The organism is Roseateles sp. (assembly GCF_039595295.1).
Lineage (GTDB): Bacteria > Pseudomonadota > Gammaproteobacteria > Burkholderiales > Burkholderiaceae_C > Roseateles.
In genome coordinates this window covers 1-23,134 of sequence record NZ_JBCNLU010000013.1, presented here as the reverse complement: position 1 = coordinate 23,134, position 23,134 = coordinate 1, and the positions used below count along the sequence as shown (strand labels likewise).

At 69.2% G+C, this 23,134-nt stretch carries 18 protein-coding genes; 6 read left to right on the top strand and 12 right to left on the bottom strand.

Translation table 11 applies throughout. The features are described from left to right. Positions 1-44 precede the first annotated feature (44 nt). Positions 45-821 carry a type III pantothenate kinase gene (locus ABDW59_RS11935; RefSeq protein WP_343630028.1) on the bottom strand — a complete coding sequence of 259 codons (777 nt, stop codon included), beginning with the start codon at positions 819-821 and terminating at the stop codon, positions 45-47. 123 nt (positions 822-944) lie between these two features. Between ABDW59_RS11935 and ABDW59_RS11930 the strand changes: the two genes are divergently transcribed. After that, the gene (locus ABDW59_RS11930) at positions 945-2,801 is read left to right on the top strand and encodes a methyl-accepting chemotaxis protein (RefSeq protein ID WP_343630027.1); all 1,857 of its coding nucleotides are present in this window, start codon (positions 945-947) and stop codon (positions 2,799-2,801) included. A gap of 129 nt (positions 2,802-2,930) precedes the next feature. Here ABDW59_RS11930 and cobA read toward each other — a convergent pair whose 3' ends face one another. The 5 genes from cobA to ABDW59_RS11905 are packed head-to-tail and all read right to left on the bottom strand — an operon-like array spanning position 2,931 to position 10,776. Beyond that, positions 2,931-3,746 (bottom strand): uroporphyrinogen-III C-methyltransferase, encoded by an 816-nt coding sequence (gene cobA, locus ABDW59_RS11925; RefSeq protein WP_343630026.1) that lies wholly within the window; start codon positions 3,744-3,746, stop codon positions 2,931-2,933. Then, the gene (locus tag ABDW59_RS11920) at positions 3,743-6,556 is read right to left on the bottom strand and encodes a molybdopterin-dependent oxidoreductase (protein ID WP_343630025.1); all 2,814 of its coding nucleotides are present in this window, start codon (positions 6,554-6,556) and stop codon (positions 3,743-3,745) included. The genes cobA and ABDW59_RS11920 overlap by 4 nt, the downstream gene beginning before the upstream one ends. A 13-nt stretch (positions 6,557-6,569) precedes the next feature. Continuing rightward, on the bottom strand, positions 6,570-6,950 hold the full coding sequence (nirD, locus tag ABDW59_RS11915; RefSeq protein WP_067069899.1) for a nitrite reductase small subunit NirD: 381 nt from the start codon (positions 6,948-6,950) through the stop codon (positions 6,570-6,572). 17 nt (positions 6,951-6,967) lie between these two features. Further along, complete coding sequence (gene nirB / locus ABDW59_RS11910) at positions 6,968-9,463, bottom strand: nitrite reductase large subunit NirB (RefSeq protein ID WP_343630024.1); 2,496 nt, start codon at positions 9,461-9,463, stop codon at positions 6,968-6,970. Next, positions 9,460-10,776, bottom strand: coding sequence for an MFS transporter (locus ABDW59_RS11905; RefSeq protein WP_343630023.1), 1,317 nt, complete (start codon positions 10,774-10,776; stop codon positions 9,460-9,462). Before ABDW59_RS11905 ends, nirB begins: the two co-directional genes overlap by 4 nt. 316 nt (positions 10,777-11,092) lie before the next feature. Here ABDW59_RS11905 and ABDW59_RS11900 point away from each other — a divergent pair, with 316 nt between their 5' ends. Next, positions 11,093-12,394, top strand: a complete 1,302-nt coding sequence (locus ABDW59_RS11900) for a type IV pili methyl-accepting chemotaxis transducer N-terminal domain-containing protein (RefSeq protein WP_343630021.1) — start codon at positions 11,093-11,095, stop codon at positions 12,392-12,394. A 203-nt stretch (positions 12,395-12,597) separates the two neighbouring features. On the opposite strand, the gene ABDW59_RS11895 is transcribed toward ABDW59_RS11900, so the two are convergent. From ABDW59_RS11895 to ABDW59_RS11880, 4 genes are all read right to left on the bottom strand, one after another. Further along, the gene (locus ABDW59_RS11895; RefSeq protein WP_343630020.1) at positions 12,598-13,401 is read right to left on the bottom strand and encodes an ABC transporter ATP-binding protein; all 804 of its coding nucleotides are present in this window, start codon (positions 13,399-13,401) and stop codon (positions 12,598-12,600) included. Positions 13,402-13,436: 35 nt separating this feature from the next. Further along, entirely contained in the window at positions 13,437-14,369 is a 933-nt protein-coding gene (ntrB, locus tag ABDW59_RS11890) for a nitrate ABC transporter permease (RefSeq protein ID WP_343630019.1), read from the bottom strand. Positions 14,370-14,401: 32 nt separating this feature from the next. Continuing rightward, on the bottom strand, positions 14,402-15,625 hold the full coding sequence (locus ABDW59_RS11885) for a CmpA/NrtA family ABC transporter substrate-binding protein (protein WP_343630018.1): 1,224 nt from the start codon (positions 15,623-15,625) through the stop codon (positions 14,402-14,404). Between the two features lie 340 nt (positions 15,626-15,965). Then, positions 15,966-16,616 carry an ANTAR domain-containing protein gene (locus ABDW59_RS11880; protein ID WP_343630017.1) on the bottom strand — a complete coding sequence of 217 codons (651 nt, stop codon included), beginning with the start codon at positions 16,614-16,616 and terminating at the stop codon, positions 15,966-15,968. Positions 16,617-16,701: 85 nt separating this feature from the next. On the opposite strand from ABDW59_RS11880, the gene ABDW59_RS11875 reads away from it, so the two are divergent. The 4 genes from ABDW59_RS11875 to ABDW59_RS11860 all read left to right on the top strand — a co-directional run bounded on the left by ABDW59_RS11875 (position 16,702) and on the right by ABDW59_RS11860 (position 21,786). Then, entirely contained in the window at positions 16,702-17,211 is a 510-nt protein-coding gene (locus tag ABDW59_RS11875) for a hypothetical protein (RefSeq protein WP_343630016.1), read from the top strand. A 142-nt stretch (positions 17,212-17,353) separates the two neighbouring features. Next, entirely contained in the window at positions 17,354-18,898 is a 1,545-nt protein-coding gene (locus ABDW59_RS11870; RefSeq protein WP_343630015.1) for a methyl-accepting chemotaxis protein, read from the top strand. A gap of 114 nt (positions 18,899-19,012) precedes the next feature. Then, positions 19,013-20,563, top strand: a complete 1,551-nt coding sequence (locus ABDW59_RS11865; RefSeq protein WP_343630014.1) for a methyl-accepting chemotaxis protein — start codon at positions 19,013-19,015, stop codon at positions 20,561-20,563. After that, complete coding sequence (locus tag ABDW59_RS11860) at positions 20,560-21,786, top strand: serine hydrolase domain-containing protein (protein ID WP_343630013.1); 1,227 nt, start codon at positions 20,560-20,562, stop codon at positions 21,784-21,786. Before ABDW59_RS11865 ends, ABDW59_RS11860 begins: the two co-directional genes overlap by 4 nt. Positions 21,787-21,980: 194 nt before the next feature. Here the strand turns inward: ABDW59_RS11860 and ABDW59_RS11855 are convergent, their stop codons facing one another. Continuing rightward, entirely contained in the window at positions 21,981-22,595 is a 615-nt protein-coding gene (locus tag ABDW59_RS11855) for a hypothetical protein (protein ID WP_343630012.1), read from the bottom strand. Positions 22,596-22,602: 7 nt separating this feature from the next. Beyond that, positions 22,603-22,872 (bottom strand): hypothetical protein, encoded by a 270-nt coding sequence (locus tag ABDW59_RS11850; RefSeq protein ID WP_343630011.1) that lies wholly within the window; start codon positions 22,870-22,872, stop codon positions 22,603-22,605. Positions 22,873-23,134 lie beyond the last annotated feature (262 nt).

Below are 23,134 nucleotides of genomic sequence, written 5' to 3'. Positions count from 1 at the left end.
TTTTCATGGGTCGAGCGCAAGGCTGCGTCGTCGCAGCCCGGCGCTCACAGCGCCAATCGATGCGCCTGCAGCGCCAGCAGGCCGTCGAAGATGAGCGAGTCCACCAGCTCATGGGGGATGTCCAGCGCCGGGGAGACCTTCCAGCCCGCGCCGCCGGTCATCAAGGTGACGGGCTCCTGCCCGCAGCGCTTGACGATGTGGCGATGCATGCGCTCGATCGCGCCGGTGATCGCGTAGTTGCCGCCGCTGGTGAGCGCGTCGGAGGTGTTGGTCGGGAATTCCCGCACCTCGCCGGTCGGCACGCGCAGACCGGCGGTGCCGCCCTCCAGCGAGCGCAGCATGATCCCGTGACCCGGCAGGATCAGCCCGCCCAGGAATCGCCCGTCCGCATCGAGCGCGTCCACGGTCACGGCCGTGCCCACCATCACCACCAGCGCCGGCCGCGGCGGATGGCCGCGCAGGCGCGACAGCACGTGATGCCGCGCGCCGATCAGCGCCACGAAGCGGTCCGCGCCCAGCCGGCTGGGATGGTCGTAGCCGTTGGTCACGCCGCCCGCCTGCGTCGTCGACGCGACCCAGCGCGTTTCCAGGTCCCAGAGCTCGAGCTGCTCCTCGACGCGGTGCCGCATGCCGTCGCCGGCCACGTTGCAGCCCAGCATGGTGGCGGGGACGGGGAGCTGGGCCCAGTCGGTATCGGCCAGCTTCTCGATGTTCTCGAGGAACTGCGCGCCATGCGCCAGCATCGCGCTGCCGGGTTGGGGGCTCGCATAGAGCGCCCACTTGAGCCGGGTGTTGCCGATGTCGATCGCCAGAAAAGTCATGGTTCGGGGGTCTGCGAGGGGCTGGGCGGCAGGTTAGCAGTGTTTGTCCTCAAGCCGGTGCGTGTACTGGCCGATTTAGGATGAGATGCAGACTGGCCGCACCATCCCGGGGCGGCGTCCGCCATGCAAGACAAGGTTCCGGATCCGATGAAGTTCTCCATCGCCACGCGCCTCTGGATCCCCGTCGCCGTCATGGCCACCATGACGGTGGTGATGTCGCTGGGTGCCGCCTCCCGCACCCGGGCGCTGCTCGAAGTCGCCCAGGTGACGCAGGAACGGCAGCAGCAGCGCTTCGAGCTCGCCCTGCGCTGGCGCGGTCTGACCGAGGCCAACGCCAGCCGCGTGCAGGCAGGCCTGGCGGCCAACGACAACGCGGTGGCCGACGCCATGAAGGCCGACATCGGCCGCACCACCGAGACCATCAACGAGGTGCAGAAGCAGCTCGAGGCCCTGGCCGACACCGACGACGACAAGGCCGCGATGGCCAAGATCGCCGAGCGCCGGCAGGCCTACATCGCCGCGCGCAACGACGCCAACAAGCTCAAGAGCGGCGGCGACGTGGAGGGCGCGCATTCGGCGCTCAAGCAGAAGGTGGTGCCCGCCATCGAGCAGTACCTGGCCGCGCAGCAGGACTTCGTCACGCTGCAGCAGGGCAAGTCCGCCGCGCTGCGCGAGGCGGCCGGCGCCGAGCGCATGCGCACCGTGTGGGGCGTGGCGGGCGTGATGGGGCTGATCGTGGGCCTGCTGGCGCTGGCCACGGCCTACTTCGTGCGGACCATCTCCGACCCGCTCAAGTCGCTGGTGTCCGAGGCGCATCGCATCGGCGAGGGCGACCTATTCCATGTCGATCGCGAGTACCGCGCCGACGAGATCGGCGACGTGCAGCGCGCGCTGGCGGCGATGAAGAGCTCGCTGCGCAAGGTGATCCGCGAGGTGCGGGCCAGTGCCGACGGCATGCAGACCGCGAGCCAGGAGATCGCCAGCGGCAATCAGGATCTGAGCGTGCGGACCGAGCAGACCGCGTCCAACCTGCAGCATGCGGCCTCGTCGCTGGCGCAGCTGACCGGCACGGTGCAGCAGAGCGCGGACAGCGCGCGCACCGCGAATCAGCTGGCGGGGAGCGCGGCCGAGGTGGCGGAGCGCGGCGGATCGGTGGTGTCGGAGGTCGTGGGCACGATGGTGCAGATCGACGACTCGGCCAAGAAGATCCACGACATCATCGGGACCATCGACGGGATCGCGTTCCAGACCAACATCCTGGCCTTGAATGCCGCGGTGGAGGCGGCGCGCGCGGGCGAGCACGGCAAGGGTTTCGCGGTGGTGGCGTCGGAGGTGCGGTCGCTGGCGCAGCGCAGCGCGACGGCGGCGCGCGAGATCAAGGCGCTGATTGGCGACAGCGTGGCCAAGGTGGAGACCGGGTCGCAGCTGGTGCGGGACGCGGGGGCGACGATGACGGAGATCGTGGCCAGCGTGCAGCGGGTGTCGAACATCATCGGCGAGATCAGCGCGAGCACGGTGGAGCAGAGCCAGGGCATCGGCAATGTGAACGGGTCGGTGGCGCATCTGGATCAGATGACGCAGCAGAACGCGGCGCTGGTGGAGGAATCGGCGGCGGCGGCGGAGTCGCTCAGCGAGCAGGCGCGCAAGCTGGCCGCGCTGGTGGGGCACTTCAAGGTGAGCGAGCCCAAGTCGGCGGGCGGCGACGCGCCAGTCGCGGCGAAGGCCGCGATGTCCGTGGGCACGGGGGCGAAGGCGACGGTGGTGAAGAAGGCGGCAACCGCGACCGCGACGAAGGCGGCCATCAAGCCTGCGCCCGCGGCGAAGCCGCCGACCGCGAAGGCGCCAGCAGCGAAGGCGCCAGCAGCGAAGCCGGTGGCGCGCGCGACGCCGAGCGCGGCGCCTGCGCCCAAGGTGGCGCCTCCAGCGCCAGCGGGGCCGAGCGCGACGTCAGCGCCTGGGGATGATTGGGAGACGTTCTGACGAGGTCTCGCTGCATGCGACGGCCCTCACCCCAACCCCTCTCCCACTTCATGGGAGAGGGGCTCCTTTGCCCCTCGCCCGCTTGCGGGAGAGGGGTTGGGGTGAGGGCCGTTGAAGCTACGCAGAGCCTCACGCCGTCCTCGCCAGTCCCCTTGCCTCCTCAACCGCTCCGTCCAGCGCGACCTCCTCCCGCCACCGCGCGGACAGCGCGACGACCTCCCCGATCACCAGCAGCGCCGGGCTCATCATCCCTTCCCTGGCGATCGCACCGGCCAGTTCCTCCAGCGTCGTGAAGCACTCGCGCTGCCTCTGCGTATGCGCCGCGCTCACGATCACGGCCGGCGTCGTCGCCGCCAGTCCGCCTGCCTGCAAAGCCTGAGCGATCATCGCCGCGCGCATCAGCCCCATATAGACCACCAGCGTCAACCGGCTCCTCGCCAACGCTGCCCAATCCGGCGCGACGCCGCCATCCCCGTTGTGCCCCGTCACGAAGGCCACCCCCGGCGTACACCGTCTATCCGTCACCGGCACGCCCACCGCCGCCGGCGCCGCGATCCCCGCCGAGATCCCATTGATCACCTCGACCTCGATCCCCGCCTCCCGCAGCGCATCGACCTCCTCCCCTCCACGCCCGAAGACAAACGGATCCCCGCCCTTCAGCCGCACCACCCGTGCCCCTGCCCTGGCCTCGCGAATCATCAGCTCGTGAATGAAGCGCTGCTCCGTCGACACGCAGCCCCCTCGCTTCCCCACCCGCAACACCCGCGCCGTCGACGGCAAACAATCCAGCACCCGCCCATCAACGAGGTCATCCGTCAGCACGACCTCCGCCCGCTCCAGCCGTCGCAGCGCCTTGACCGTCAACAGCTCCGGATCCCCCGGTCCCGCGCCGACGAGAGACACCATCGGCACGCCGATTCCAAGGCTGGCATCGCAGGCATTCATGTCGCTTCCTTCACTTCCCCAGACATCGTCACCCCATCCGCCGACCGCGCGGCCGGCGTCGCCTTCACCATTCGCCGCAGCGCCGGCAGACAGGACCCGCACTGCGTCCCGCAGCGCAGCTCGCCCTGCAACCGCGCCAGCCGCTCTTCCGGCGCCCCGTCCGGCTGCCGCTTCAAGCACGCCGCGATCGCGTCCTCGCGCACGTTGAAGCAGTTGCAGACCTGCGGACTCGCCGGCGCGCTCGGCTGCTCTGCATCCGGCGCCAACAGCCGCCGCCCGAAAGGCATCACGGGCGCGCGCTCGCGCCACAGCGCATCCAGCCACGCGCCCTCGCTGCCCTCGCCCACGCGCAGCAGCGCTTGCAGCCGCGCCTGCGCGCCCTCCCCATCCAAGCGCAGCGAGCGGCTCCGCCCCCGTCGCCCATCCGCATAACGCAGCACGCCGACGCCATTGAGCCGCAGCACCGTCGACAGCGCCTGCACCACCGGCGCCGATGGCGCCTCCGCAAAGGCGAGTTCCAGACTCCAGCCCTCGCGCCCGTCCTGCGCCGGCGCCGGCCCCGGCAGACAGCAGGCGTACTCGGCCTGATCCATCAGCACGCGCAGTTGCGCACGCAGCGCGGCGCCCTCGCCCGGCCGCACCCATGCCGCGCCGAACACGCGCCACGGCAGATTCACCGTCTCCACCGAGACTGCCGCGAACTTCAGCTCCGGCTGCCGCGCGTCCGGGCAGTACGCCGGCTGCGTCAGCGCATTGATGCCCAGCTGCCCGCGTCCCCCGAGGAACTCGCTGCCCCAGTGCATCGGCAGCCAGGCGCGCTGCGGCCCCACGCTCTCATCGGCGCGCAGCGGCACGATCAGCGCGCCGCGCCGCGACCGCACCCGCACCAGCGATCCCGCCTCCAGCAAACGCCGCGCGATGTCCTGCGGATGCATGGACAGCGCCGGCGACGGCTCCCCGGCGAAGAGCTTGGCCACCGTGCCGCTGCGGCTCATCCCGTGCCATTGATCGCGCAGGCGACCGGTGTTCAGCGCGATCGGGTACTTCGCATCCTGCGGCTCCGCCGGCGGCGTGAAGGACTTGCTGATGAAACGCGCCCGCCCGTCCGCATGCGCGAACCAGCGGTCCTCATACAGCCGCGTCAGCCCCTGGCTCGCGCCCTCGGGCCAAGGCCATTGCCGCGGCGCCTCCTCGATCAGCGCATAGCTCAAGCCGCCGATGTCGAGGTCCCGCCCCCGCGTCGCCTCGCGATGCTCGACCCAGAGATCCTCCGCCCGCTCCCACGCGAAGAGGCTCTCCCGCCCCGGCCGCAACACCGCTTCCATGCGCCGCGCGACGTCGCGCACGATGCGCCAGTCCGCGCGCGATTCGCCGGCCGGCGTCAGCACCGCGCGCACGCGGCTGATGCGGCGCTCGCTGTTGGTGACCGTGCCTTCCTTCTCCGCCCAGGTCGTCGCCGGCAGCACCACGTCGGCGAACTCCGCCGTGGCGGTGCCCGCGAAAGCCTCTTGCAGGATGACAAGCTCGCAGCGCGACAGCGCCGTCCGCACCAGCGCCTGATCCGGCATCGACTGCGCCGGATTCGTGCAGGCGATCCACAAGGCCTTGATCTCGCCGCGCGCCGCCGCCTGGAACATCTCGACGGCCGTGCGGCCGGGCTTCTCCGGCAGCGCGTCCACGCCCCACAGCGCGGCCACTTCCTCGCGATGCGCCGCATTGCCGGGATCGCGATGGCCGGGCAGCAGCGTCGCCATGCCGCCGCTCTCGCGGCCGCCCATCGCATTGGGCTGGCCGGTCAGCGAGAACGGCCCCGCGCCCGCGCGGCCGATCTGCCCCGTCGCCAGATGCAGATTGATCAGCGCGGTGTTCTTGGCCGCGCCGCTGCTGCTCTGGTTCAGTCCCATGCAGTACAGCGACAAGCTCGACGGCGACTGCGCGAACCACTGCGCCGCCTGCAGGATCTGCTCTTCCTTGAGCCCCGTCAGCCGCGCCGACTCGCTGGGCGTCATGCCGCGCACCAGCGCCTTCAGCGGCGCGAAGCCCGCCGTGTGCCGCTCGATGAAGGCCGCGTCCACCCAGCCTTCCCAGATGCACGCGTGCAGCATCCCCTGGAAGAGCGCCACATCGCTGCCCGGCTTGAGCGCCAGATGCAGGTCGGCGAACTCGGCCGTCTCGGTGCGGCGCGGGTCGACGACGATGATCTTCATGTCGGGCCGCGCCGCGCGCGCCGCTTCGATGCGCCGGAACAGGATGGGATGCGCCCAGGCCGTGTTGGAGCCCGCGATGAACAGGCAATCCGTCCGCTCCAGATCCTCGTAGCAGGCAGGCGGCGCGTCCGCGCCCAGCGACTGCTTGTAGCCCACCACCGCCGAGCTCATGCACAGGCGCGAGTTGCTGTCGATGTCGTTGGTGCCGACCAGTCCGCGCGCCAGCTTGTTGAAGGCGTGATAGTCCTCGGTCAGCAGCTGGCCCGAGACATAGAAGCCGATCGCGTCCGGCCCGTGCTCCGCGCGGATCGCCAGCAGCTGGTCGGCGAGGCGCCGCGTCGTCGTGTCCCAGTCCTGCGGCTGCAGCGCCTCCTCGCGCGTGGGCCGCCAGGCGGGCCTCAGCAGCCGCTGCTCGCGTCGCACCAGCGGCGTCGCCGTCAGGTGCAAGGTCGAGCCCTTGGTGCAGAGCCGGCCGAAGTTGGCCGGGTGATCGGGATCGCCGCGCACGCCGATGACGCGCGCGTCGGCGCCCTCGCCCGTGGTGCCGATCAGCACGCCGCAGCCGACGCCGCAGTAGGGGCAGGTCGAGCGCGTCTCGATCATCGCGGCGCTCCGCTCAGCAGGCGACGCGGGTGCAGGGACCGGCCTTGACCGGCGGCAGGTCGATGCCCACGGTGTCCAGCTCGTGCCGGTCCAGCAACACCTGGCCGTCCTCGACCTTGACTTGGAACACTGGCGTGCGGCCCTCGTCGGGCTCGCGCGCGCAGCCGTTGTCCAGCGCGATGGTCCAGTTGTGCAGCGGGCAGGCCACCGCGTTGCCGAAGACGATGCCCTGGCTCAGCGGACCGGCCTTGTGGGGGCAGCGGTCCAGCAGCGCATGGACGCGATCGTCGGCGGTGCGGAATAGCGCCACTTGCGGGCCCTTCTCGCGGGACACGCGGCGCGAGCCCAGCACGGGGATGTCGGTGACGGCGCAGATGGTGATCCAGTGGGTCATGTGCTTGCTCCTCATCCTCAAACCGACAGGCTGGCGACGGGCTCGAACTGACGCACGTCCACCTGCGCCTTCGCGAACTCGAACCACGGGTCCGGCTCCCCGTCGAGCGCATGCTGCAGCTCGGCCCACAGGGCCTTGCGCCCCTCGTGGTCATCGAGGATACGCCGCTTCACATGGTCCAGCCCGACGCGGCCGACGTAATGCACGGTGCGCTCGAGGTACCAGCCCTCCTTGCGATACAGCTGCATGAAGGCGCCGGTGTACTCCATGACCTCCTCGGCCGTCTTGAGCTTGACCAGGAAGTGCGCGACCTCGGTCTTGATGCCGCCGTTGCCGGCGACATACATCTCCCAGCCCGAGTCCACGCCGATGATGCCGACGTCCTTGATGCCGGCCTCGGCGCAGTTGCGCGGGCAGCCGCTGACCGCGAACTTGACCTTGTGCGGCGCGTACATGCGCCACATCGCGCGCTCCAGGTCCTTGCCCATCTGCGTGCTGTCCTGCGTGCCCATGCGGCACCACTCGGAGCCCACGCAGGTCTTCACCGTGCGCAGCGCCTTGGCGTAGGCATGGCCGCTGGGCATGCCGATGTCGCGCCAGACGTCGACCAGATCCTCTTTTCGCACGCCCAGCAAGTCGATGCGCTGGCCGCCGGTCACCTTGACCGTGGGGATCTTGTACTTGTCGACGGCGTCGGCGATCCGACGCAGCTCATCGGCGGTCGTCTCCCCGCCCCACATCCGCGGGATCACCGAGTAGGTCCCGTCCTTCTGGATATTCGCGTGGCTGCGCTCGTTGATGAAGCGCGATTGCGGATCGTCCACCGCCTCCTTGGGCCAGGACGAGATCAGGTAGTAGTTCAGCGCCGGACGGCAGGTCGCGCAGCCGTTGGGCGTCTTCCAGTGGAGCCGCTCGAAGACGTCGCCCATCCTCACCAGGTGTTCCTTGAAGATGGCGTCCCGCACTTCCTGGTGGCTGAGCTCGGTGCAACCGCAGACGGCCTTCTTCTTCGGCGTGGCCGAGTAGTCCCCGCCCGCGGTGAACATCAGCAGCTGCTCGACCAGGCCGGTGCAGGAGCCGCAGCTGGCGCTGGCCTTGGTGTGCTTGCGCACCTCCTCCAGCGTGAACAGGCCCTTCTCCTTGATCGCCTTGCAGACGGCGCCCTTGGTCACGCCGTTGCAGCCGCAGACCTCGTCGCTGTCGGCCATCGCGGCGGCCTTGTTGTGGCCCTGGTGGCCGACGTCGCCGATGTTGGATTCGCCGAACATCAGCTTGTCCCGGATGTCGGCGATCTTGCGGCCCTCGCGCAGCAGCTTGAAGTACCAGCTGCCGTCGACGGTGTCGCCGTAGAGGCAGGCGCCCACCAGCTGATCGTCCTTGATCACGAGCTTCTTGTAGACGCCGGCGAAGGGATCGCTCATCACGATCTCCTCGGTGCCGTCGCCGCCCATGAAGTCGCCGGCGGAGAACAGGTCGATCCCCGTGACCTTGAGCTTGGTGCTGGTCTGACTGCCCAGATAGCGGCCGATGCCGAACTGCGCCAGGTGGTTCGCGCAGACCTTGCCCTGCTCGAACAGCGGCGCCACCAGACCGTAGGCGATGCCGCGATGCGCGGCGCATTCGCCCACCGCGTAGATGCGGGGATCGGTGACGGTCTGCAGCGTGTCGGTGACGACGATGCCGCGATGGCAGTGCAGGCCGGCGCTCTCGGCCAGCGCGGTGTTGGGGCGGATGCCGGCGGCCATCACGACCAGGTCGGCGGGGATCTCCTCGCCGTCCTTGAAGCGGACCGCCATCACCCGGCCGTCCTTGTCGCCGATCAGCGCCTCGGTCTGCGCGCCCATGCGGAAGCGCAGGCCGCGCTCCTGCAGCGACTTGCGCAGCAGATCGCCGGCCTGGTCGTCGAGCTGGCGTTCCATCAGCCAGCCCGCGATGTGCACGACCGTGACCTGCATGCCGCGCAGCATCAGACCGTTGGCGGCTTCCAGACCCAGCAGGCCGCCGCCGATGACGACGGCGTGCCGGTACTTGGTCGCCGCCTCGATCATCGTGTTGGTGTCGGTGATGTCGCGGTAGCCGATCACACCCTCGAGCTCCTTGCCGGGCACCGGCAGGATGAAGGGATTCGAGCCGGTGGCGATCAGCAGGCGGTCGTAGTCCGCCACCGTGCCGTCGTCGGCGATCACCTGACGCTTGATGCGATCGATTCGGGTGATGGTCTTGCCCAGGTGCAGCGTGATGCCGTTGTCCTCGTACCAGCTGAGCGGGTTGAGGATGATCTCATCCAGGGTCTGCTCGCCGGCCAGCACCGGGCTGAGCAGGATGCGGTTGTAGTTGGGGTGGGGCTCGGCGCCGAAGACGGTGACGTCGTAGAGGTCCGGGGCGATCTTGAGCAGCTCCTCCAGCGTGCGGACGCCGGCCATGCCGTTGCCGACCATCACGAGCTTCATCTTCTTCAGCGGGGTCGGGGCGGGGACGTCCATCAGCGGGGCCAGTTCGGTCGGGGCATTCATGCGGCACGCTCCTGGGGGAAGGCGGGGATCGAGACGGCGGGAAGACCCTCTCCCCTGCCCTCTCCCGCAAGCGGGAGAGGGAGTGGGGTGGAGGTGGGGGTAAGGGGGAGCGCGCGGCCGCCGTCGGTGGCCCAGGTGCTCGTCCAGCGGCGCTGCATCACGCGAAGCACGGCCAGCATCACGACAGCGAAGCCGGCGAAGGCGACGAAGCCCCAGGCATAGGTGCCGGCCATCTGCTTGGACAGGCCCATCAGGTTGGGCACCGCGCCGCCGCCCAGGGCGCCGATCTCGCCGATCATCGAGCCCGCCACCGCGGTGGCCGCGGGCCAGCGCAGCGGCACCAGCTGGAACAGCGCGCCGTTGCCCGCGCCCAGGCCGGCGAAGCAGATCACCAGCAGCAAGGTCGTCAGCGCTAGGGAGCCGTTGGCCGGGCCGATCAGCAGCAGCGATCCGGTCACCACCACCAGCACCGCGGTCAGCGCGTTGACGCCGCCCCAGCGGTCCGACAGCGCACCGCCGATCACCCGAACCGCCGCGCCCATGAAGGCAGCCAGCATGGTCAGCTGACCGGCGGCGATCTTGGAAACGCCGAACTGGTCGTGGTAGTAGGTCGGCAGGAAGGTCGTCAGCCCGATGAAGCCGCCGAAGGTCACCGCGTAGAGCAGGCTGAAGGCCCAGCCGTCCTTCTCGAACAGGCAGGCGGCGTGGTCGCGCAGGCCGGCATGGCTGTCGACGTCGGGGGGCTCCTTGGCGAAGACGATCATCACCAGCATGGGCACGGCGATCGCGGCGGCGGCGATGGCATAGACGCTCTGCCAGCCCAGCCACTGCGCCAGCGGCGGCGCGACGAGCACGGAGACCGCGGTGCCGACATTGCCCGCGCCGACCAGGCCCATGGCCAGGCCCTTGTACTTCGGCGGATACCAGCCCGAGCCCAGCGACATCGCCACGCCGAAGCTCGCCCCGGCGATGCCCAGCAGCACGCCCATGGCGAGCAGGTCGTCGTAGCCGTCGACCATGAAGTAGCCGTAGCTCATGGCCACGGCGATCAGCCCCATCTCCACCAGCGTCGCGTTCTTGCGGCCGATGTATTGCGACAGCAGCCCCAGCGGGAAGCGCATCAGCGCACCGGCCATGATGGGGATGGAGAGCATCAGGCCCTTCTGCGCGGCGGTGAGCTGATAGGCCTCGCTGATGAAGGGCGCGAGCGCGCCGTTCAGCACCCAGATGCAGCACGAGAACGCGAAGTACAGGAACGCGGCGCCGAGGGTCGGGGCGTGGCCTGCTCTCAGAAAGGTGCGGAACGCTGCCATGGCGAAAGGGCTCTGGTGAAGCGGAACGAAAAAAGGCCGCGATCAGCACCGGGCTGGTCGTGGCCTTTCGGAGGCGGCACCGCTGCGCGGCGCCGGGGCGTTGACACCGCCTGGCGGTATCGAGATCGCGGAGCCTGGACTCCGCGCGGGTGCGGCGCGTCGTTGCGCCACGGGCTCTCTTTCGCAAGTCGCGTGCCAGATGCGAGGCGGGGCGTCGAATTCGTCCAGGGTCGGAGCGATGGGCTTATGCTGCGACGCCCTGGCGCGACGGCGCGATCCGTGCGCGCGCATCGTGTGTCTTCCCTCTGTAGCGACCATGTCCGAGCCGACCGCGCCCGCCGCCGCTGACGACCTCTCCACCGACGACGCCCTGCCGCGCCGCGTGCTCTGGCTGGGTGCCGAGCCGGGACTCGGGGAGGCCCCGCCGCACTGGATCGCGGCATCGGTGCACCAGCCCGGACGCGACAGCTTGGTGCGCGCCGCACAAGAACGGGAAGCGCAGGCGCTGGTGATCGTGGTGGCGGCAGGTCCGACATTCGATGGTCAGCTCGACGCGTGGCTCGATGCGATCGAGGCGGCGGCGCTACCCGTGGCGGGCGTCTGCGTGGCGCCGGCGGGGTCGGCGGCGCAGCGGCATCGTGCGATGGCATTGGGGGTCCAGGTGTGGCTGGAGACCCTGCCCGGGAACGAGGCGTTGCATCGGCAGTTGGGATGGGCGATGGCGCTGCAGGCGCGCCATGCGGGGCTGCGCGCGCAGCTGGACGACCGCAAGTGGACCGAGCGGGCCAAGGGTTTGTTGATGGCCGCGCGCGAGCTCGATGAGGACAGCGCGTTCCGGTTGCTGCGCGAGGCCGCGATGCATGCGCATCTGCGGCTGGGCGAGGTGGCGCGATCGGTGGTGCATTCGGCGCAGCTGGCGGAGGCGGTGAACCTCGCGGGGCAGCAACGGATGTTGAGCCAGCGGCTGGTGAAGCTGATGGCGCAGCGCGCGGCGGGCATCGAGCCCAAGCGGGCGAAGGCGTTGCAGGATGAGTCGTGCGAAAGGGTCGCGGCGAATCTGGCGCGGCTGCCGGGGTTGCTGCCGGGGACGGTGGCGACGGGGGGGGAGCTCGATGGGATCCTTGAGGCGTGGCGGCGGCTGGAGCTGCTGCTGGTCGGCAAGCCCAGCGCGGAGGCGCTGATCGCCGCGGATGGCGCGGCGCAGGATCTGTTGATGCGGTCGGATGCGTTGGCTACCGCGGTGGCGGCGAGCGGCGCGGGGAAGCCGCTGCAGGTGGTGAATCTGTGCGGGCGGCAAAGGATGTTGAGCCAGCAGCTGGCGAAGGAGGCGCTGTTGGCGGATCTGCTGCCGGCGCGGGATCCGAAGGTGCTGTTGGACAGCTTGGATCGGTTTGGCGCGGGACTGGCGGAGCTGGAGGCGTCGCCGCTGTCGAGCGAAGCGATTCGGGCGCTGCTGGCGGAGGTGGGGGCGGAGTGGCTGAGGCTGATGCGCAGTCTGCGGGATACGCATGGGCGGGAAGCGGCGGCTGGATTGGCGCGCAGCAGCGAGGTGCTGCTCGATCGGCTGGATCGGCTCACGGGGCAGTATCAGCAGAGCTTGCAGATCATTCTGGGATGAGGGGAATGGGGTGGGCTCTGCGCTCTGATGTCTGGCAGCCCTCACCACAGCCCGAAGCGCTGCTCTCTGGTGTGCGACGGCCCTCACCCCAACCCCTCTCCCACTTCATGGGAGAGGGGCTCCCGCGGCGCGCGGCGCGAATTGCCCCTCTCCCGCTTGCGGGAGAGGGGTTGGGGTGAGGGCCGTTGAAGCTACGAAGAGCCTCAAGCCGCCCTCGCCTCCCCATGCCGATGCCTCGTATAGAGGAAGTCGATCACCGCCTTCCTCGCATGGACGTATCCCGCATCCTCCGCCAACGCCACCCGATCCCTGGGGTGGGCCAGCTCCACCGGCAACACCTGTCCGATCGTCGCCGCCGGCCCGTTCGTCATCATCACGATCCGATCCGACAGCAGCACCGCCTCGTCGACGTCGTGCGTGACCATCACCACCGTGCTGTGCGTCGCCGCGACGATCTTCAGCAGCTCATCCTGCAGATGCGCCCGCGTCAGCGCATCCAGCGCCCCGAACGGCTCATCCATCAGCAGCACCTTGGGCTCCATCGCCAGCGCCCGCGCGATGCCCACCCGCTGCTTCATCCCGCCCGAGATCTCATTCGGCCGTCTGAACATCGCATGGCTCATCCCCACCAGATGGAGCGCCTCTTCCGTGCGCGCCATCAGCCGCGGCTTGAGCTCGCGCTCGCCGAAGACCGACTCCACCGCCAGCAGCACGTTGTCGAAGCAGGTCAGCCACGGCAGCAGCGAGTGGTTCTGAAAGACGACCGCCCGCTCCGGCCCCGGCCCGGCGATCTCGCGCCCATCGCAGAGCAGCCCGCCCGAGGTGGGCCGCAGCAACCCGGCGATCAGGTTCAGCAGCGTCGACTTGCCGCAGCCCGAATGGCCGATCAGCGTCACGAACTCGCCCTTGGCGATGTCCAGGTCGATCTCGCGCAGCGCATGGAATCGGCCCTTGCGGGTCGAGAAGACCATGTCGGCCTGCTGCACGCGGATGAAGGGTGTGCTCATCGGAATCTCCAAGTGATCGTCGAACTCAGCCGACCTCAATCATCGAAAGAGAAGCGCTTGGCCAGCGCCATCAACAGCCACTCGAGCATCAAGCCCACGATCCCGATCACGAAGATCGCGATGATGATGTGCTGCACGTTGAGGTTGTTCCATTCGTCCCAGACCCAGAAGCCGATGCCCACGCCGCCGGTGAGCATCTCCGCCGCGACGATCACCAGCCAGGCCGTGCCCACCGACAGTCGCACCCCGGTGAGCATGTAGGGCAGCACCGCCGGGAACAGGATGCGCGTCATCAGCTTCCACTCCGACAGCCGCAGCACGCGCGCGACGTTCAGATAGTCCTGCGGCACGCGCTGCACGCCGACCGCGGTGTTGACCACCATCGGCCAGATCGAGCAGATGAAGATGGTCCAGATCGCGGCGGGGTTGGCGCTCTTGAAGACCAGCAGCCCGATCGGCAGCCAGGCCAGCGGCGACACCGGCTTGAGCAGACTGATCAGCGGGGACAGCATGCGGCTCGCGAATTCGAAGCGGCCGATGATGAAGCCCAGCGGAATCCCCACCGCCGCCGCCAGCCCGAAGCCCAGCGCCACCCGCTGCAGCGAGTTCAGGATGTTCCAGCCGATGCCCTGGTCGTTGGGCCCGTTGCGATAGAAGGGATGCGCGAACAGCTGCACCGCCGCGTCCCAGGTCGCGCCGGGCGTCGGGAACGGACCGCCCTTGAGCGTCGCGACGAACCAGACCAGCCACAGCAGGCCCAGCCCCATCACCGGCGGCAGCACGCGCATCCACAGCGCACGCCAGTCCAAGCCGGGACGCGGCACGGCGGTCGAAGCGGTCGCGGGCGTCGATGTCGACGCGGCGGGCTCGTTGGCCGCCTCGCGCGCGAGCGGCTTGGGCGTGGCGACCGAGACGGTCAGCGGCTCGCCGGACCCCTCGTCCGGCGCGTGGAAGACGGCAGTGCTCATGGGGCTCTCCTCTGTCCTGATCGCGGCGCGCCTCAGGCGCGGACCTTGAAGCTGTCGGCGTACTTGGCCGGGTCCTTGCCGTCCCAGACCACGCCGTCGATGAGCTTGGCGCTGCGCATCGCGTCCTTGGGCAGGGACACGCCCAGCGCCGAGGCCGCCTGGCGATACAGCTCGACCTGATTGATCTGGCGCGCGACGCCCAGGTAGTCCGGGTGCTCCTTGATCAGGCCCCAGCGCTTGTGCTGCGTCAGGAACCACATCCCGTCCGACAGCCAGGGATAGTTCACCAGCCCGTCGTTGAAGAACTTCATGTGGTTGGGGTCGTCCCAGGTCCTGCCCAGGCCGTTCTGGTAACGGCCCAGGATGCGCTGGTTGATCGCGTCCACGCTGGTGTTGACGTAGGCCTTGTCGGCGATGGTCTCGGCCATCTTCTGCTTGTTGGACAGGCTGGCATCGATCCAGCGGCCCGCCTCCAACACCGCCATCACGACGGCGCGCGCGGTGTTGGGGTACTTCTTGACGAAGTCGCCCGTGGTCCCCAGCACCTTCTCCGGATGGTCCTTCCAGATGTCCTGCGTGGTCGCGGCGGTGATGCCGATGCCGTCGATGATGGCGCGATGGTTCCAGGGTTCGCCGACGCAGAAGCCGTCCATGTTGCCCACGCGCATGTTGGCCACCATCTGCGGCGGCGGCACGGTGATGACCTTGGCCTGCTTCATCGGATTCACGCCCGCCGCGGCCAGCCAGTAATACAGCCACATCGCATGCGTGCCGGTCGGGAAGGTCTGCGCGAAGGTGTAGTCGCGCTGCTCCTTGGCCATCGCCTTGGCCAGCGAGGCCCCGTCCACCGCGCCCGCGTCGGCCAGCTTCTTGGAGAGCGTGATCGCCTGGCCGTTGTTGTTGAGGGTCATCAGCACCGCCATGTCCTTCTTCGGACCCGCGACGCCCAGGTGCACCCCGTAGACCAGGCCGTAGAGCACGTGTGCCATGTCGAGCTCGCCGTTGACCAGCTTGTCGCGCACGCCGGCCCAGGAGGCCTCCTTGGTCGGGACGATCTTGATGCCGTACTTCTTGTCGAAGCCCAGCGCGGCGGCCATGACGACCGAGGCGCAGTCGGTCAGCGGGATGAACCCGATGCGGACCTCTTCCTTCTCCGGCTTGTCCGAGCCGGCGGCGAACGCGCCGCCGCCAGGCAGCGCGGACAGCCCGCCCAATGCCGCGCCGGTGGCGAGCAGCTGGCGACGCTCAGCGCTCATCAAACCCTCCTTGGGACCGAGATTCATGCGGGACCTCCAGGTGGCGCGATCGTGGCGCGCCGTGCTGATCAGAGAGACGGAAACGAAAAAGGCGTCGCGATCGGACCCGCGTTGTGGCGCGGGGCTCGATCGGACGCCTTTGTCCGGACCTTGCTGGTGCGGCCCGCACGCCGTTGTGCGGGCTTGATGAGGACGTCGCAGGAAGCGTGCCAGGCCCGCTCGCCCGCTTGCCGGAGGGCGTGCCGGGCCCCCTCGCCCGCTTGCGGGAGAGGGCTGGGGAGAGGGTCTTCGGGCGCCCCAACGCACTGTCTCGCAGCGCCGCTGCGCCGATCCGGTGCGCTCAGCCCCGCAGCAGGTCGTGCGCGTCGATCACGCGCTTGGCCACCTGCGCGATCGGCTCGCCGCGATCCATCGCCAGCTTGCGCAGCCGCTGATAAGCCTGCTCCTCATCCAGCCCCTGCTCCCGCATCAGAATGCCCTTCGCCCTGTCCACCTGCTTTCTGGAAGCCAGCTGCGCCTGCGCCTTGCTGAGCTCCTCCCTCAACGCCAGATCCTGCTCAAAGCGCGCGATGGCCACCTGCAGCACCGGCGCCAGTCGCTGCGGCTGCAAACCCGCGACGACATACGCGCTCACGCCGGCCTGGATCGCGCGCCGCATCGGCCCCTGATCGCCGTCTTCGGCGAAGACCACCACCGGTCGCGGCATCCTTGCCGACAAGGTGGCCAAGTTCTCCAGCGTGTCCCGCGTCGGCGACTCCGCATCCACGATCACCACGTCCGGCTGCAACCTCAGCACGCAATCGTGGATCAGCGTCGCCTGTTCGACCACGCCGACCACCTCACAGCCCTGACGCGCAAGCGCATCCCTCAGCAAGTCCACCCGATGCGCGCCATCGTCGATGAGCAGCACCCGCAGGCCCGACGCGGGCGCAACGATGCCGCCATCGACGGGCGCTGGCAGCGGGCTGGTGGGGTCGGGCGGAGCGGTCACGCCGGACGCGGCGCAAGTTTCGTGCCTCGACTGCGCGAGACCGCCGCCCCCGCACTAGGCAGGCTTTCCACGTCCTGGAATCGCCATGCTGTCGATCGCATCGCCGTCGTTGTTCCCCGGGCCGCTCCCCGACCCGGAGCAGCCACCTCCCCTGCCCGCGCGCCCGCCGGCTGGCATGTCGCTGAAGGAGCTTCAGATCGAGCTCATCACTCGCTTGAAGCGCCTGAACGCTCCAGCCGACCTGAGCGATCTGTCGCCCGATCTGCTGGACGGCCTCGCGGATGGCTGGCTCGCCGGCCTGGCCGAGATGCCGTTCCCTCACTGCGGTCGACACACGACCGAGGTTCAGCTTCCGGCAGGCTGCGCAGCCGCGACGGTCAACCGTTTTCTCGATGAACTCCCAGACCTGTGCATCCTCCGCGCCCCGCAGGTGGTGGCGATCGACCGCCATGGTCGGGCGGGCGCCGTCCGGCTGGACAAGGCCAGGAACCTGGTCCGCTTCGAGACCACCCTGCCCCGACCGCCGATCCGATTCGGCTCGCTTTCGGCCCAGGTGCTGAAATGCTCCACCGGCGCCGCGCGCCCGCAGCGCTAGCCTCCCGGGCGGCCGTCGCGTGACCGAATCCGCGCGCGTCGCGGATTCCTGGCCCGCAGCTGCGGGACTTTCCTTCGGCTGGCACATGGCGTGCAATGGAGACTGGCAAGTCCATCCCCGAGTTCCGCTGGAAAGGTCCCCCATGTCCATCCTCCGACGCTTCACGACGGGCCGCCGCCTGTCGCTCGCCTTCGGCCTGATGCTGCTGCTGATCGTCGTCATCGCGGCGGTCGGCATCACCGGCAGCGGCCGCGTCTTCGCCGAGCTCAAGACGCTCTACGAGGACCGCACCATTCCGCTCAAGCAGATCGGCGACATCGACAGCCTGATGCTGCGCAACCGCATCCTGGTGATGGAGATGGTCCGCGATCCGGCCCAGCTGTCCACGCTCGACCAGCAGCTGCAGACCAACATCGGCCAAGTTTCCTCGCTGTGGAAGGCGTACATGGACACCTACCTCACCGACGAGGAAAAACGCCTGGCCGAGACCTTCGCCGAGGTCCGGACCAGTTACGTCCGCGAGGGCCTGCTGGCCACGCGCGACGCGGTCAAGGCCGGCGACGTCAGCCGCGCCAATCAGCTCTACGGCGAACGCATCGTGCCGCTGGGCGCCAAGGCCAAGGAGGCCATCGACGCGCTGCTGTCGCTGCAGGTGCGCGTCGGCGCCGAGGCCTATCAGATCGCGGGCAGCACGAACGCCTCCGTGCGCTGGTGGAGCCTGGCCGCCACGGCCGCCGCGATGCTGGTGGCCCTGGTGGCGGGCGTCTTCACGACGCGCTCGATCACCGCGCCGATGGCCGAGGCGGTGAGCTTCGCCGAGGCCGTCGCGCAAGGCGACCTGCGCAGCCGCGAGGCCGCGCCGGGCCGGGACGAGGCGGCGCGGCTGATCGCTGCGCTGGACGCGATGGCGGGCTCGCTGCGCGACATCGTCAGCCGGGTGCGCAACAGCAGCGAGAGCATCGCCACCGGCTCCAGCGAGATCGCCACCGGCAGCCTGGACCTGAGTCAGCGCACCGAGGAGCAGGCCAGCAGCCTGCAGCAGACGGCGGCCTCGATGGAGGAGCTGTCGAGCACGGTGCAGAACAACGCCTCGACGGCGGGCCAGGCGGATTCGCTGGCCACGCGCGCGGCCGAGGCGGCCGGCCAGGGCGGCGGCGTGGTGGAGCAGGTGGTGCGCACGATGCAGGACATCAGCAGCTCGTCCAAGCAGATCGCCGACATCATCGGCGTGATCGACGGCATCGCCTTCCAGACCAACATCCTGGCGCTGAACGCCGCCGTCGAGGCGGCGCGCGCCGGCGAGCAGGGCAAGGGCTTCGCGGTGGTGGCCAGCGAGGTGCGCGCGCTGGCGCAGCGCTCGGCGCAGGCGGCTCGCGAGATCAAGGCGCTGATCGTGCGCAGCGTCGAGCAGGTGGAGTCGGGGTCGGGCCTTGCCGACGAGGCCGGCTCGGCCATGCAGGGCATCGTGGAGCAGGTCAAGCAGGTCAGCGTGCTGATCGGCGAGATCGCGTCGGCCAGCCAGGAGCAGACCCGCGGCATCGTGCAGATCGGGCAGGCGGTGACCCAGCTGGATCAGGTGACGCAGCAGAACGCGGCGCTGGTCGAGGAAAGCTCCGCGGCCGCCGACAGCCTGCGCCAACAGGCCGGCGAACTGGCCGATCTGGTCCGGGTGTTCCGACTCGCCTGAGGCGCAGGGCGTCCGGCATCCCCCGTGCCTCGGGGGAAGACCGTGTGCGCCCTGGCTTGCCCGTCCCAGGGGGCGCTCCCATAATCGACCGCACCACGATCGTTGGAGTCCCTCATGCTGCAGACGCTGAACCGGATGAAGATCACCACGCTCCTGCAGGTCGGCTTCGCCGCCGTGCTGGCGATGGCGGCGCTGATGGCCGGGGTGGGCGTGATGAAACTGCGGGAGATGGTGCGGCTCGGCGACGAGCTGCATCTGCAGGAGCAGCGCCGGCTGATGGCCACCAACTGGCGCGCGGCCACGGAGCTCAACCTCACTCGCGTCATGTCGCTGGCCCGCTCCGACGGCCATGAGGGTCTGGGCCGCTTTCTGTCCGGCGAGATGAGCCGCACGACCGAGCGCATCAACGCGATGCAGAAGGAGCTGGAGCAGTCCATCGACGACCCCGAACAGAAGGCGCAGCTGCCGGTCATCGCGGCGGCGCGGCAGCGCTACGTGGACATGCGCAAGGGCGTGATGGACACGATCAAGTCGGATCCGGAGACCGGTCGGCGGCAGGTCGATCAAAGCCTCGCGCCTGCGGCGGCCGCCTACCTCGGGGAGGTCGAGAAGCTGGTGAAGCTGATTTCCGAGGACACCGAGGCCTTCGCGGCCAGCCAGCGTGCGCAAGCCAGCAATGCGTCGGCGGTGCTGCTGACGCTGGCGGCGGTGGCGATCGGTCTGGGCGTGGTGATCGCGTGGCGCATCACGGTGTCAGTGCGGGCACCGATGGTGCAGGCCGGCGAGGTCGCGCAGACCATCGCCAGCGGCGACCTGAGCCGCGACATCCGCGTGGATCGCAGCGACGAGATCGGCGTGCTGCTGCGGCAGCTCAGCGTGATGCAGGACGCGCTGCGGCGCATGGTGCGGCAGGTCCGCGACGGCACGGAGACCATCAACGTCGCGACGCAGGAGATCGCCACCGGCAATCAGGATCTGTCCGCGCGCACCGAGGCGACCGCGTCCAACCTGCAGCAGACGGCCTCGTCGATGGAGGAGCTGACGGGCACGGTCGCGCACACGGCCAGCTCGGCGCAGCAGGCCAACGATCTGGTGAGCGCGACGCGGGCATCGGCCTCCAAGGGCGGCGAGGTCGTCGGCGAGGTGGTGGCGGTGATGCAGCAGATCGAGTCGAGCTCGCGCCGCATCAGCGACATCATCGGCACCATCGACGGCATCGCGTTCCAGACCAACATCCTGGCGCTGAACGCCGCCGTGGAAGCGGCGCGGGCGGGCGAGCAGGGCCGCGGCTTCGCGGTGGTGGCCGGCGAAGTGCGGGCGCTGGCGCAGCGCAGCGCGGCGGCGGCCAAGGAAATCAAGTCGCTGATCGGCGAGAGCGTGTCGCGCGTGGACGCCGGGACGCGGCTGGTGCAGGACGCGGGCACGGCCATGGGCGAGATCGTCACCGGCGTGCGGCAGGTCGCGGACATCGTCGGCGAGATCGCCACCGCCGCGGCCGAGCAGAAGGACGGCATCGGCCAGGTCAACGTCGCGGTGCAACGCCTGGACGAGATGACTCAGCAGAACGCCGCCCTGGTCGAGGAGTCCGCCGCCGCGGCCGGCAGCCTGCGCTCGCAGGCTGAGCAGCTGAACCAGCTGGTGAGCGCCTTCCGGCTCGCCGCATGAGGGCCGCGATCACGCGCCTGGTCGCCCCCGCCTTGCTGTGCGCCGCGACGCTGCCGTGGCTCGCCGCGTGCAGCAGCCCGTCGCATCGCATCGAGGCGGGGCGCACCGCCGCCATCCCGGTCGACGCCGGCAAGGCCGTCGATGCGGCTGACGCGCTGATCACGCAGGCCATCAAGTCGCGCGACATCGAAGCCCTCGCGATGGCCTATGTCGAGGACGGCCGCATCGTCGCGGTCCGCGCCTACGGCCACCGCAACGCGGCGGGCCAGGCCTTGCAGACCGGCACGGTGATGTACGGCGCGTCCCTGACCAAGGCCGTCTTCGCCTATACGGTGATGCAGCTGGTCGACGAGGGGCTCATCGATCTGGACGCGCCGATCGAGCGCTATCTGGACAAGCCGCTGCCCGACTATCCGAACGACTCGCGCTACGGTCCCTGGCGCGATCTGCGTGAGGACGCGCGATGGCGCCAGCTGACGCCGCGCATCCTGCTCACGCATCGCAGCGGCTTCGGCAACTTCGCGTTCCTGGAGCCGGACCGCAAGCTGCGATTCCACTTCGATCCGGGCAGCCGCTACGCCTACTCGGGCGAAGGCCTGATCCTCTTGCAGTTCGTGCTGGAGCAAGGCCGGCTCCAGTTGGATCTGGGACGCGAGATGCAGCGCCGCGTCTTCGACCGCTTCGGGATGGCGACCACCAGCATGATGTGGCGGCCCGACTTCGCCGCGAATCTGGCCGACGGCTTGACGATGGAGCGGCGCTGGGAGCCGCACGATCCGCGCGGCCGCGTGCGGGCGGCGGGCTCGATGGACACGACGATCGAGGACTTCGCGCGCTTCGCCGCCGGGTATGTGCGCGGCGATGGACTGACGCCGCGATCGCGCGCGGAGCTGGTCCGTCCGCAGGCGCCGATCACGACGGCTTCGCAGTTCCCGACCTTGCAGCCGGAGCTGCCGCCCGAGCGGCGTCGCCGCGATCTGGCGGCGGGCCTGGGCGTCGTCGTCTTCGAGGGGCCGCAGGGACGCGGCTTCTTCAAGGGCGGTCACGACGACGCGACGGGTAACACCTGGGTCTGCGTGGAGCGTCGCAAGGCCTGCGCGGTGCTGCTGTCCAACGACGTCAGGGCGGAACGGCTCTATCCGTCGATCGTGCGGGCACTGCTCGGCGAGACCGGCGTGCCCTTCGAGTGGGAGTACGGGCCGAAGTCGGCGAGCTGGCCGTGAGCGCATAGCGCCGAGACCGCGACCTTCCGCCCCTCGCGCTTTCACCGTGAAGGAGCAGGTCGACGGCGCCGAGTGGCTGGGCCCACGCGGACCGGCTGCTGTTCGCGACGGTCGGCCGCCATGTCGTCGGCCGCGAGGCGACGGCGATCTTCAAGGCGACCAGCGTGATCGTGGGGGTAGAGGGCTGAGGGGCGTCAGGCCCAGATCGCAGAGAGCGCCCTGAGTTCGCCAATCAGCCTCGGGCGCGGCTCCTCCAGAACTCTTGTCTGGATCAAGAAGACGACCGACTTGAGCAGCTCGGTCGTATTCAGCTCCGTCGACGCCTCCAGCTTCCTGAAATCGTCGATCACTCGGGTGGGGACCCTAAGCGAAAGGCGTCGGCGGGCAACGCCACGTTCCTCAGGAAATCGCTCGATGGCCTTCCGGTGAGACGCTCTGAGTAGCGCTCCCGAATGCGAGTCCAGAGCCGCCTTGTGGACGAAGTAGGTCAGGAGGGCTCGACGGAAATCTGTCGAAGCTTGGCTATCGATGTGATGCACCGCGTGGTCCAGAACGTCAATGTAGATCGCCGGAAGCTTCGCCTCGATCGCCTGTGTGGCCGCCTTCCTCGCCTTGGCTACGGCGGGCGTGGATTGAGCGGGTAACGACACGGTGCGATGGCAGCGATCGCATACGCCGACAAGGATGTTGGGAGCAACGCCCTTGCCGTCGCTGAACGGCATATCCCGACGCATGAAGGTCGTCTGAACGACGTCCCCACAGTCATGGCAGAAGGCCTTGCTGTGATCCCCTTCGTGAAGAATCTTCATCTCGAGCTCAACGATGGACGCTGATGAACATCGTGGCGGGGTCGACGAAGTAGAACTTCACGTACCAGCCACGCGCCTTGATCAGATGGCAGGTGATCCGACCGTTCGCATGAAGTGGCGAGCATTCATAGTCTGCGCCACAGCTTGCCTTGATGACGTCGACGACGAAATCTGCGGACACCGCGCCCGTTGCCAAGAGGTTCTTGACGTCCAAGTCCGCGCGCGCTTCGTGCTCATAGTCGCCGCATTGAAGCGACGCGATGACCGCACGCTTCACTGCCTTGAATCCTTTCGGTCCAGCCACGCCAAGCCCAAAGTGTACGAGAAACGTCGTATTGTTTGGAGCTCAGGGAAACAAGCAAGCGGAATGCGTACGCCAGACCTCGTTTTGATCAAGCTCGACGAGCCAAAGAAAAAGGTTCTTCGCCGATGTGCGGGGAAGAACGAGACGCGGCCAGGTGCTGCACCTGCTAAGTTGAAGTTGTCGAGACTCACTTTCGCAGGGGGCAGCCATGGCCGCGTCCCAGTGTATTTCTCGC

Coding starts and splice junctions, on each gene's coding strand:
- ABDW59_RS11935 (WP_343630028.1), bottom strand. CDS start 821: ATGACTTTTCTGGCGATCGACATCGGCAACACCCGGCTCAAGTGGGCG.
- ABDW59_RS11930 (WP_343630027.1), top strand. CDS start 945: ATGCAAGACAAGGTTCCGGATCCGATGAAGTTCTCCATCGCCACGCGC.
- cobA (WP_343630026.1), bottom strand. CDS start 3,746: ATGAATGCCTGCGATGCCAGCCTTGGAATCGGCGTGCCGATGGTGTCT.
- ABDW59_RS11920 (WP_343630025.1), bottom strand. CDS start 6,556: ATGATCGAGACGCGCTCGACCTGCCCCTACTGCGGCGTCGGCTGCGGC.
- nirD (WP_067069899.1), bottom strand. CDS start 6,950: ATGACCCACTGGATCACCATCTGCGCCGTCACCGACATCCCCGTGCTG.
- nirB (WP_343630024.1), bottom strand. CDS start 9,463: ATGAATGCCCCGACCGAACTGGCCCCGCTGATGGACGTCCCCGCCCCG.
- ABDW59_RS11905 (WP_343630023.1), bottom strand. CDS start 10,776: ATGGCAGCGTTCCGCACCTTTCTGAGAGCAGGCCACGCCCCGACCCTC.
- ABDW59_RS11900 (WP_343630021.1), top strand. CDS start 11,093: ATGTCCGAGCCGACCGCGCCCGCCGCCGCTGACGACCTCTCCACCGAC.
- ABDW59_RS11895 (WP_343630020.1), bottom strand. CDS start 13,401: ATGAGCACACCCTTCATCCGCGTGCAGCAGGCCGACATGGTCTTCTCG.
- ntrB (WP_343630019.1), bottom strand. CDS start 14,369: ATGAGCACTGCCGTCTTCCACGCGCCGGACGAGGGGTCCGGCGAGCCG.
- ABDW59_RS11885 (WP_343630018.1), bottom strand. CDS start 15,625: ATGAGCGCTGAGCGTCGCCAGCTGCTCGCCACCGGCGCGGCATTGGGC.
- ABDW59_RS11875 (WP_343630016.1), top strand. CDS start 16,702: ATGCTGTCGATCGCATCGCCGTCGTTGTTCCCCGGGCCGCTCCCCGAC.
- ABDW59_RS11870 (WP_343630015.1), top strand. CDS start 17,354: ATGTCCATCCTCCGACGCTTCACGACGGGCCGCCGCCTGTCGCTCGCC.
- ABDW59_RS11865 (WP_343630014.1), top strand. CDS start 19,013: ATGCTGCAGACGCTGAACCGGATGAAGATCACCACGCTCCTGCAGGTC.
- ABDW59_RS11860 (WP_343630013.1), top strand. CDS start 20,560: ATGAGGGCCGCGATCACGCGCCTGGTCGCCCCCGCCTTGCTGTGCGCC.
- ABDW59_RS11855 (WP_343630012.1), bottom strand. CDS start 22,595: ATGAAGATTCTTCACGAAGGGGATCACAGCAAGGCCTTCTGCCATGAC.